Raw genomic sequence first — 8993 nt, forward strand, 5'->3', positions numbered from 1 at the left:
TAGAGGTTTCGCCGTGGTCAATTTCGGGCTGATCGACGAATGGGAGCCCGCGCCCGGTCGACTGGTCAGCTGGGTGGCCGCACCGGATTCGGTGGACCGGGCCAAGCGGGCGCCGGTCCACCCGGTTCCCCCGTCCCACCAGCAGGAACAGTACCTACTCCTGGCCGATCGGCACGCCGCCGCGGACTTCCGGTTCTCCGGTTTGTGCCTGGTGACCGCCGAGATCCCCGCGGCGGACCTGGATCTGGCGGCGATGACGCGGGTCATCAATGCTTTCCTGTTGCGGCACGACACCTTTCGCACCTGGTTCGACATCGAGGCGCCCGGCACGGTGCGCCGCCACCTGGTGCCCGCGGACGTGGTGAACTTCGTCCCCGTCGACTACGGCCGGATCGACGATCCGGCCGCCATCCGCGAGCACGTCCAGAAGACGACTCCCGGCCCGTTCCAATGGGATTGCTTCACCTTCGGCGCCATCCAGCACGGCGAGACGACCACCGTCTACCTCGCCGCCGACCACCTGCACACCGACGGCCTGGGCCAGTACATCTCGTGCCTCGACCTCGCCCAGCTCTACGCGGCCGAGGTGTGGGAGGGCTCCGACGAAATGGCCCCGGCCGCCAGCTATCTCGACTATTGCGCCATGGAGCGGTCCTACACCGAGCGGTTGACGCTGTCCTCGCCGGGCGTGCGCAAGTGGATGGAGCTGCTGCGCGGCAACGACGGCGAATTGCCCTCTTTCCCTTTGGATCTCGGCAAGCGGACGGACATCTACAACCGCAGCGCGCATCGCAGCGTGCAGTTGCTGAACCAGGAGGAGGGCGACCGTTTCGAGGAGATCTGCCGCGCCAACGACGCCGAGTTCGTGGGCGGCGCCTTCGCCGCCGCGGCGCTGGCCGAACGCGAACTCGTCGGCAGCGACTACTACTTCGGCATGACGCCGGTCAGCACCCGCACCTCGGCCGCCGAACGCGCCTCGGTGGGCTGGTACGTGACCCTGGTGCCGGTGGCGTTCCCGGTCGGCCCCACCATGCCGTACACCCGTGCCCTGACCGTCGCGCAGCGCGCCTACGAGAACGGTATCCGGCTGGCCCCCACGTCCTTTCACCGGGTCGTGGAGCTGCTGCCCGCCGACTCCGAGATCAAGGCCGGGCCGGGCTGGTCGACGCCGATGATCTCCTACGTCGACGCCCGGGACTTCGTCGGGCACGAGTTCTTCGGCGAGGTGACCGGCGGCATCTACGCCAACCGGGCCGCGTCGGAGGAGGTGCTGATCTGGATCAACCGATTCCCCGAGGAGACCACGCTGAGCGTGATCTACCCGGACACCCCGGTGGCTCACGATTCCGTGAAGAGATATGTCGAGGCGATGAAGTCGGTGTTCGTCGGCATGCTACGCGACGAGCTCCACCAGCCCGCGTAGCTTCGCGGTCATCGGCTCGGTCGGGAAGGCCAGCCGCACCAGCCGGTGCGGCGGCGCGATGTCGAAGTACGCCACCGACGGCGGCATCAGCCCGCCGATCACCTTGTCCAGCAAGGTGTTCACGTGTGCGAATCCCGGCCGCAGCCGCACCGGCCGGCAGGTCGACCGGCCCGCCGGCACCTCCAGGGTGGTCTGCTTGCCCACCCGCGTGGTCAGCGGCCAGTGCATCGAGAACGCCAGCCACAGGTCGAGCGATTCGGTGGCGCCCTCGGTGAAGTCGAGCCCGCGCAGCAGCGTCAGGCCGCCGACGAGCGGCATCACATTCGCCGGAAACGGTGCGACGCCGTCGAATTGGAGATGGGCGGTGTCGACGAAGTGCGCCTCCTCCCGCGAGACCACGGTCTCCCCGGAGCGCGTCTCGGCGTGGTAGCTCTCCGCCCGCAGCCGCCCGTCGATCCGCTGGAACCGCTGTTCGACGGTCATCGCCAGGTCGGCGCCGACGCGGGCGTCGACGGTCGAGTGGTATCGGTCGGGCTCGCAGGTCACCACGCTGGTCATCTCGAACCGCTCCGGCCGATCCGCGATGCCCACGCTGTAGACGGACTTCTCGCCGTCGGGGATCCCCGGATCACGGAATGCGGTGTGCACAGGCATGCGGTATTGAATCGTTCTCCGCGCGGACGGCAGTGACGAAACCGATATCCCTGGACCGTTCACAAACTTCCGATGGCCGGATGGTTGCGGCCGACAACCGAATCCGGCTGCGCCGCCGTAGCCCGATTGTGATCCACGGCACCCTGCGGACCGTGCCGAAAGACCCCGAATCCGGTGCTCCGCGTCATGCGGCGGTCACGTCACGGTAATATCGATGAGTCGCCGCCGAGTAAAAGCGGCGTTCGGCCTGATCGAAGGTTGGTGAATTCGCCGATGTCGGTTTCGATGTTCGACGAGGTGCTTCCGCGCGGCGAACGGGATGGTGTAGGGCTACGGGTCGGCGCGATCATCGCGCGTCGCGGGGAAGTGTTGTTGCTGGAACCCCACAGCACGGGCCCCATCCGGCCCACCCGCAAGTTGCCGGGCGCCACGGTGGAGCCGGGGGAGTCCGTCGCGGCAGCGGTCATCCGCGGGGTGCGCGAGGAGACGGGGCTGACGGTCACGCACATCGGTGCGCACGTCGGCGATTTCGACTACCTGTCGCCCGCCGGAAAGCCCGTGCGGCGCCTGCATTTCGTGGTGGACGTGGCGGCCACCGAGCCGATCGTGCTCGGCGCCCACGCGGGATACCTGTGGGCGCCGCTGGACGGCGACCTGCACGTCACATCCTCGATCCGCAAGATTCTCGACACCTATGGAGATCTGGTCGGGCACTGACCGGTCTCGGTCACAATTCGGCGAGTTGCGCGACCGCCGGCGCCATGCTGTCGATCCAGGCGGCGGGCGACCCGGTGGTCGGCATGACGATGACGGCGTCGATGCCGAGCTTCGCGTAATCGCCCATGGCACGGACGAATTCGTCGCGAGTGGCGAGGGTGGGCCGCGGATTGTTGGCGATCACGGTCTTGCGGATGGTGTCGTAGTCGCGGCCCGCCTCGTCGCAATGCCGCCGCAGGACGTCGAGCTTGTGCCGCACGTCCGCCGGGTCGGTGGCGAACAGATTGCAGGCGTCGCCGTACCGGGCGACCAGCCGCAGCGTCTTGCGTTCGCCGCCGCCCCCGATCAGCACCCTGGGGCGATTGATCGGCTGTGGCGCGCACAGGGTTTCGGCCAGCTGGTAGTACTTGCCGTCGAACGGGCCGTTGTCGTCCGGGTCCCACATCTGCGCGCAGATCCGCAGCGTCTCCTCGAGCCGCTCGAAGCGCTCCGCGACCGTCGGGAACGGCACGCCGAGCCCGTGGTGCTCGCGATCGAACCAGGCGGCCCCGATGCCCAGCACTGCCCGGCCGCCGGAGAGCACGTCCAGGGTGGTGACGATCTTGGCGAGCAGTCCGGGATGCCGGTAGGTCACGCCCGTCACCAGTAGCCCGAGGTCGATGGTCGAGGTGTGCGCGGCCAGGTAGCCGAGCGTGGTGTAGCCCTCCAGCATGTTCGACTCCGCCGGCAGTCCGGTCGGCTCGATCTGGAAGTAGTGGTCCATGAACGACAGCCAGGTCGCGCCGGAGGCTTCCGCCGCCGCGCCCACCCTGGCCAGTTCTCCGGCGATGGCCGTGGTGCCGCCGTCGATATCGAAGATCGGTACGTGGAAACCGAGTTCCATCGGGTTCTCCCGGTGTTGTTCCGACAACTGTCTTCGAGCACGCTACGACCTGGAGGGAACTCCAGGTCAAGCGCGACAATTTTAGTTGTGCACAATTTAATTGCGGACTAGAGTGTTGGGCATGACCAATCCGTTGGCGCTCGATCGGCAGGTGTGCTTCCCGCTCTACGCCGCCTCGCGAGCGATGACGGCGGTGTACCGCCCGAAGCTGGAGGCGCTCGGCCTGACCTACCCGCAGTACCTGGTGATGCTGGTGTTGTGGGAGCGCGACGGCCGCAGCGTCGGCGAGTTGTGCGCGGAGCTGGCCTTGGACTCCGGCACGCTGTCGCCGCTGCTCAAGCGGTTGCAGGCGAGCGGGCTGGTGGAGCGGACGCGCTCGGCGGCCGATGAGCGCCGGGTCGAGATCCGGCTCACCGGCCGTGGGCGCGCGCTGCGCGAACAGGCCTGCGGCATCCCCGCGGAGATGGCCGAGGCGATCGGGATGCCGATCGAGGAGATCGAGGCGCTGCGCGACACGCTGCGCCGGCTGACAGCGGCACTGACCGAACACACCCACTCGAAGGAGAACTGAGATGAAGACGCTCTACACCGCCGAAGCGCTGGCCAACGGCGACGGCCGCAACGGGCACGCCCGCAGCACCGACGGCAAGGTGGACGTGAATCTGTCGACCCCGAAGTCGATGGGCGGCGACGGCGAGGGCGCCAATCCCGAGCAGTTGTTCGCGGCCGGTTACGCCGCCTGCTTCCACTCCGCGCTGCGGCTGGTCGGCAAGCAGGCCGGGGCGAACATCGACGACTCCGCCGTCGGTGCCAAGGTCGGCATCGGCCCGAACGACGCGGGCGGCTTCCAGTTGGAGGTCACCCTCGAGGTCACCCTCCCGCACCTGTCCCGCGACGACGCGCAGCAACTCGCCGACCGCGCGCATCAGGTCTGCCCGTACTCCAACGCCACACGCGGCAATATCGACGTGACCGTCCTGGTCGCCGAGGACTGAGCACTTTCCGTCAGGCTCCCGGCGCGCTGCCGACCCCGGCCGGTTCCGGCCGCACCGCTTTCGGTGCCTCCGGAATCGGCCGGCGGCGTTCCCACAGCCGTGCCAGCGCGATGGTCACCACGACATAGGCGAAGCCGAGCAGGATGTCGAAGACGTAGTGCTCGCCGCCGTAGACCAGGGTGAAGGCCATGGCCGCCGGGAACGCCGCGATCGGGATACGCAGCCACCACCTGCGCGCCAGCGGCCACAGGGTCACGGTGACCAGGAGAGCGAATCCCGCGTGCAGCGACGGCAGCGCGGCGACGAAATTGCCGTGCGACTCCAGCCATTGCGCGCTGATATCGGGCGACACCACGCCCAGACCGAAACCGGAGATGCGGCGCACCTCCTCGGGGATCGCGCCCTCGCGGGAGGCATGCCACGGCGGCGCGGCGGGCACGAGGATGTAGGTGATCAGCGCGAGGTACGACAGCAGCAGGATCCGGCGCATGTAGCGCGTCCACAGCGGGCGCGAGTACAGGTAGAAGATCCCCGCCACCAGCCACGGGACGATGAAGTGGGTGGTGTAGACGATGCCCACGACCGGCGTCCACCAGGGCTGCCCGTCGCCCGCCAGATGCTCCTGCAGCCAGACGGTGGGGACGGTCCCGTGGAACATCCACCGGTCGGCGGTGACGAGTTCGTCCATCCACAGCGGCATTCCGAGCTTGTCGGCGATGTCGCGGGTGTAGTCGTATACCAGCAGCGCACCGATCAGCGGCAGCCAGTCCACGAGCATGCGCAGGTGTTCGCGCCAGGGCCGGTCGATCCGGAACGCCGCGATGCCGGTGAGAATCCACGCGGCCTCGGTGAGGCGGCTACCCGGAATCAGACCGGTGAGCACGGCGCCGAGCAACGCCATCAGGTATCCGTACCGGACCACGTTGCGCAGCACGGGGTGGGGCCGGTGGCTCTCCTCCACCCGAGCGTGAGACTGCGTGGGCGACTCGACCATTCAGCCAGTGTTCCACTTGCGTTCATGTCATCCGGAAGCATCCCCGCGGTGCGCCGCTAAGTGGAAGTCATCCGGGTGTCGCGAATGCCGTTTCCGGGGCGAAGATCGCGGCCCGGCGCGGACGCGTGTTCAGATCACGATGTCGACGATTCCCGCGACCAGAGTGACGAGGCCCAGCAGCGCCCCCGCCAGGACCACGATTCGCCACCGGGCGTGATGGGTGGCCGCCTCGTCCCGCAGTTGCTGCTCGGTGCGAGTGGAGATGACGAAATGCCCGTTCCCGCTCGGTTTCCCGATCACCAGCGGGCCGATCCGGTCGTGCACCTCGCCGAGCACGTAGAGCCGCTGCCCGACCGGGATGATCCATTCGGTGTATTTGTAGCCGATCGTGCCGTCGCCGCCGCCGAGTACCCGGTCCAGAATCCCGCCGAGCAGGTCGGCGGAATTGCCGTCGCGGTGTGGCTCGAAGCGGTCCACGGTCTTGACGGCGTGATCGGGCTCGGTGCCGTTGGGGTCCACGCCGAGGGTGCGGCCCTCGTCGTCGATCACCGCGAAGCCCTGCCACGACGTGTGTTCGGCGACCTTCTCGGTGCGGCGCTTGCGTTCTCGTTTCCCGTCGCGGTACCGGAATTCCTCGTAGTGCCGTTCGACCCGGTAGCGATACCAGACACACTCGGCGCGCGAGAGTTCGGCCTGCAACGGGCCGTCGGGGTGCGGATGCGCCGCGCCCGCGACCTCGCTGATCCGCCGGAAGCCGCCGCGGGCTCCCAGTTCGTCGGAAACCTCGCGGAACTGCTCCAATTCGGGGATCGACAGCCGATCGGCCGCGGTCATCGCCACCAGTCGCCCCCGGGTGCGATGCAACTGGAACATGCCCGCCCCGGCCGCGGCGAGCAGGGCGGCCGTAGCGATGAACCACCACATCGAGACTCGTCCTCCAGGGCCCCGAGCCGCCTGCCGGCGTAGCGGGAATCGTTGCGTGCCGACCGCAGTATAGGCAATCCGACCGCCCGCTCCAGACGGCCGGGATCGAATCGGACGGGCGAAACCGCGGCGTCGCTGCGGCGGACCGACGGTTGTTCTGACATTGTGGTCGGGTGGTGAGTTTCGTGGTGCGTGCTGCGGCGCGCAGCGACCGTGGTCTGGTCCGGACCGGTAACGAGGATTCGGTGTATGCCGGGGCGCGGCTGCTGGCGCTGGCCGACGGCATGGGCGGGCATGCGGGCGGGGAGGTGGCCTCGGCGTTGATGGTCGCGGCCCTGACCCCGCTGGACGAGCAGGCGCACGCCGATCCGGTGGCGGCGCTGGACGCGGCCGTTCACGCCGGCAACGCGTCGATCGGCGAACGCGCCGCCGCGACGGCGGAGCTCGAGGGCATGGGCACGACGGTGACGGCGATGCTGTTCGGCGACAATGGTTTCGGCCTGGTGCACCTGGGCGATTCGCGCGGCTACCGACTACGCGGCGGCGAGTTGTCCCGGATGACCCGTGACGACACCTTCGTGCAGTCGCTGGTCGACGCCGGCCACTTGACGAGCGCCGAGGCGGCGTCGCACCCCCGGCGGTCGGTGATCCTGCAGGCGGCGACCGGCGCCGACATCGCCCCCACCCTGACCTTCCACGAGGCGCCGATCGGCGACCGCTACCTGCTGTGCTCCGACGGCCTGACCGACCTCGTCGAGGACCCGACCCTGGCCGAGACCCTGCGCGAGTTCGCCGGCGTCGACGAGTGCGCGGACCGGCTGATCGGCCTCGCGCTCGCCGCGGGCGGCTCCGACAACGTCACCGTCGTCGTCGCCGACATCGAAAGCCCGCCCGCGCCACAGTGAGCCGGCCGCCGTGGGCGCGGTGCTGCCGCAACGGTTTCCACCGTTGAGTTCACGGCGAGCGCAACCATCGTCCGCGACCGGGCGGGCTCCTAGCATCACCGATATGACAGCCGATACGGAGACGCCGCTCAACGACATCGTCGACGCCACCGCCACCGCGGTGGCCGCCGATCCGGCGCAGGCGCTCGTGGTGTTCCGTGCCGCCGGAACGCCCGAAGGCACGGTGGGCAGCGCGATCCGGCTCGGCAAGCACACCGTGCGCGTGGACGAGCCGCCCGCGCTCGGCGGCGCCGACACCGCGCCCAATCCGGTCGAGGTGTACCTGTCGTCGCTGATCGCGTGTCAGGTGGTGACCTACCGGTTCTGGGCCCAGCAGCTCGGGATCGCGGTGGACGACCTGTCCGTCGATGCCGAGGGCGATCTCGACGTCCGCGGTTTCTTCGGACTGGACGACGGTGTCCGGCCGGGCTTCCGGTCCGTCCGGGTGACGGTGCGGGTGAGTGGGCCCGAGCCCGCGGAACGCTACGAGGAATTGCAGCGCGCCGTCGACGCCCACTGCCCCGTGCTGGATCTCACCACCGGCAGGACCCCGGTCCAGACCACGCTGGTGACGTCGTAGCCGCCGGTCCGGCGTTTGTTGCGCGGACTTCGACCGGCTTGTTACTGTCCGCGCGTACACGTTCTCAGGGCGGGGCGAAATTCCCCACCGGCGGTGATGGCATTCGGACGGTCCGGATGCACGAGCCCGCGAGCGCCACGGCGGCTGCCGTGGGACGAGCAGATTCCGGTGCGATCCCGGAGCCGACGGTCACAGTCCGGATGAAAGAGAACGCGGCCTCGGAGCGCCCATCGGGTGTTTCCTGTTCGCGTTGCCATGCCCTGGGTGACATCGCGAACAGGAGGAATCCATGTCACCCGCTTCCCACCGCATCGCACTCGTCGCCGCCCGCTGGCACGCCGACATCGTCGACCGGGCCGTGGCGGCCTGCCGCGCCGGTCTGGCCGAGCGCGGATTCGCCGATGTCGAGGTGATCGAGGTACCCGGCGCGTTCGAAATCCCGTTGCGCGCCAAGCGTTTGGCCGCCAGTGGCCGCTATGCCGCCGTCGCGGGGTGCGCGCTGGTGGTCGACGGCGGCATCTATCGGCACGATTTCGTCGCCGCGACCGTGGTCGACGCGCTCATGCGAATACAGCTCGACACTGATGTGCCGGTGTTCTCCGCGGTGCTCACCCCGCACCATTTCCACGAGCACGCCGAGCATGTGGGTTATTTCGCCCGGCACTTCGAGGTCAAGGGCGAGGAACTGGCCAACGCCATCGCCGCCACCTTGAGTCTGGACGCCGTCCCGGCCTGAGGGCGATACGCGAACTTCGTTTCCGAATCACGAACGCGGGGGGGGGGGGGGGGGGGGGCGGGCCCGGGGGGGGGGGGGGGGGGGGGGGGGGGGGGGGGGTGTTTGTGGGGGGAGGTTTTAGGCCGGGGGCCGCCCCCCCGCGG

At 69.0% G+C, this 8993-nt stretch carries 10 protein-coding genes, 1 pseudogene and 1 riboswitch; of the genes and pseudogenes, 7 read left to right on the plus strand and 4 right to left on the minus strand.

The genetic code is table 11. The features are described 5' to 3' along the window. The first annotated feature begins 13 nt into the window (after positions 1 to 13). A complete protein-coding gene (locus tag QH470_RS08435) occupies positions 14 to 1423 on the plus strand; it encodes a condensation domain-containing protein (protein WP_280271714.1) in 1410 nt (469 codons plus the stop codon). Here QH470_RS08435 and QH470_RS08440 read toward each other — a convergent pair. Beyond that, on the minus strand, positions 1394 to 2077 hold the full coding sequence (locus QH470_RS08440) for a hypothetical protein (protein WP_280271715.1): 684 nt from the start codon (positions 2075 to 2077) through the stop codon (positions 1394 to 1396). The two genes, QH470_RS08435 and QH470_RS08440, sit on opposite strands and share 30 nt — an antisense overlap. 273 nt (positions 2078 to 2350) lie before the next feature. Between QH470_RS08440 and QH470_RS08445 the strand changes: the two genes are divergently transcribed. Further along, positions 2351 to 2794, plus strand: coding sequence for an NUDIX hydrolase (locus QH470_RS08445; protein ID WP_280271716.1), 444 nt, complete (start codon positions 2351 to 2353; stop codon positions 2792 to 2794). 10 nt (positions 2795 to 2804) lie between these two features. On the opposite strand, the gene QH470_RS08450 is transcribed toward QH470_RS08445, so the two are convergent. Further along, the gene (locus QH470_RS08450; RefSeq protein WP_280271717.1) at positions 2805 to 3677 is read right to left on the minus strand and encodes an LLM class F420-dependent oxidoreductase; all 873 of its coding nucleotides are present in this window, start codon (positions 3675 to 3677) and stop codon (positions 2805 to 2807) included. A gap of 121 nt (positions 3678 to 3798) precedes the next feature. Between QH470_RS08450 and QH470_RS08455 the strand changes: the two genes are divergently transcribed. Further along, a complete protein-coding gene (locus QH470_RS08455; RefSeq protein WP_280271718.1) occupies positions 3799 to 4248 on the plus strand; it encodes a MarR family winged helix-turn-helix transcriptional regulator in 450 nt (149 codons plus the stop codon). 1 nt (position 4249) lies between these two features. After that, positions 4250 to 4672, plus strand: a complete 423-nt coding sequence (locus QH470_RS08460; protein WP_280271719.1) for an organic hydroperoxide resistance protein — start codon at positions 4250 to 4252, stop codon at positions 4670 to 4672. 10 nt (positions 4673 to 4682) lie between these two features. Here the strand turns inward: QH470_RS08460 and QH470_RS08465 are convergent, their stop codons facing one another. Further along, a complete protein-coding gene (locus tag QH470_RS08465; RefSeq protein ID WP_425302634.1) occupies positions 4683 to 5666 on the minus strand; it encodes a phosphatase PAP2 family protein in 984 nt (327 codons plus the stop codon). A 129-nt stretch (positions 5667 to 5795) separates the two neighbouring features. Then, complete coding sequence (locus QH470_RS08470; protein WP_280271720.1) at positions 5796 to 6590, minus strand: E3 ubiquitin ligase family protein; 795 nt, start codon at positions 6588 to 6590, stop codon at positions 5796 to 5798. Positions 6591 to 6766: 176 nt separating this feature from the next. On the opposite strand from QH470_RS08470, the pseudogene QH470_RS08475 reads away from it, so the two are divergent. The 3 genes and pseudogenes from QH470_RS08475 to QH470_RS08485 form a co-directional block, all read left to right on the plus strand. Further along, positions 6767 to 7471, plus strand: a pseudogene (locus QH470_RS08475) (PP2C family protein-serine/threonine phosphatase); the annotation flags it as partial. Positions 7472 to 7598: 127 nt separating this feature from the next. Then, positions 7599 to 8114: an OsmC family protein gene (locus QH470_RS08480; RefSeq protein WP_280271721.1), complete on the plus strand. Its 516-nt coding sequence runs from the start codon at positions 7599 to 7601 to the stop codon at positions 8112 to 8114. 56 nt (positions 8115 to 8170) lie between these two features. Then, positions 8171 to 8330, plus strand: a riboswitch (FMN riboswitch). 73 nt (positions 8331 to 8403) lie between these two features. Then, the gene (locus QH470_RS08485; protein WP_280271722.1) at positions 8404 to 8850 is read left to right on the plus strand and encodes a 6,7-dimethyl-8-ribityllumazine synthase; all 447 of its coding nucleotides are present in this window, start codon (positions 8404 to 8406) and stop codon (positions 8848 to 8850) included. Positions 8851 to 8993 lie beyond the last annotated feature (143 nt).

The organism is Nocardia wallacei, assembly GCF_029868745.1.
GTDB classification, from domain to species: Bacteria; Actinomycetota; Actinomycetes; order Mycobacteriales; family Mycobacteriaceae; genus Nocardia; species Nocardia wallacei_B.

Bases quoted from the DNA above. Each gene is read 5' to 3' on its own strand.
- QH470_RS08470 (WP_280271720.1), bottom strand. From the start codon at position 6,590: ATGTGGTGGTTCATCGCTACGGCCGCCCTGCTCGCCGCGGCCGGGGCG.
- QH470_RS08485 (WP_280271722.1), top strand. From the start codon at position 8,404: ATGTCACCCGCTTCCCACCGCATCGCACTCGTCGCCGCCCGCTGGCAC.
- QH470_RS08450 (WP_280271717.1), bottom strand. From the start codon at position 3,677: ATGGAACTCGGTTTCCACGTACCGATCTTCGATATCGACGGCGGCACC.
- QH470_RS08455 (WP_280271718.1), top strand. From the start codon at position 3,799: ATGACCAATCCGTTGGCGCTCGATCGGCAGGTGTGCTTCCCGCTCTAC.
- QH470_RS08460 (WP_280271719.1), top strand. From the start codon at position 4,250: ATGAAGACGCTCTACACCGCCGAAGCGCTGGCCAACGGCGACGGCCGC.
- QH470_RS08445 (WP_280271716.1), top strand. From the start codon at position 2,351: ATGTCGGTTTCGATGTTCGACGAGGTGCTTCCGCGCGGCGAACGGGAT.
- QH470_RS08465 (WP_425302634.1), bottom strand. From the start codon at position 5,666: ATGGTCGAGTCGCCCACGCAGTCTCACGCTCGGGTGGAGGAGAGCCAC.
- QH470_RS08440 (WP_280271715.1), bottom strand. From the start codon at position 2,077: ATGCCTGTGCACACCGCATTCCGTGATCCGGGGATCCCCGACGGCGAG.
- QH470_RS08480 (WP_280271721.1), top strand. From the start codon at position 7,599: ATGACAGCCGATACGGAGACGCCGCTCAACGACATCGTCGACGCCACC.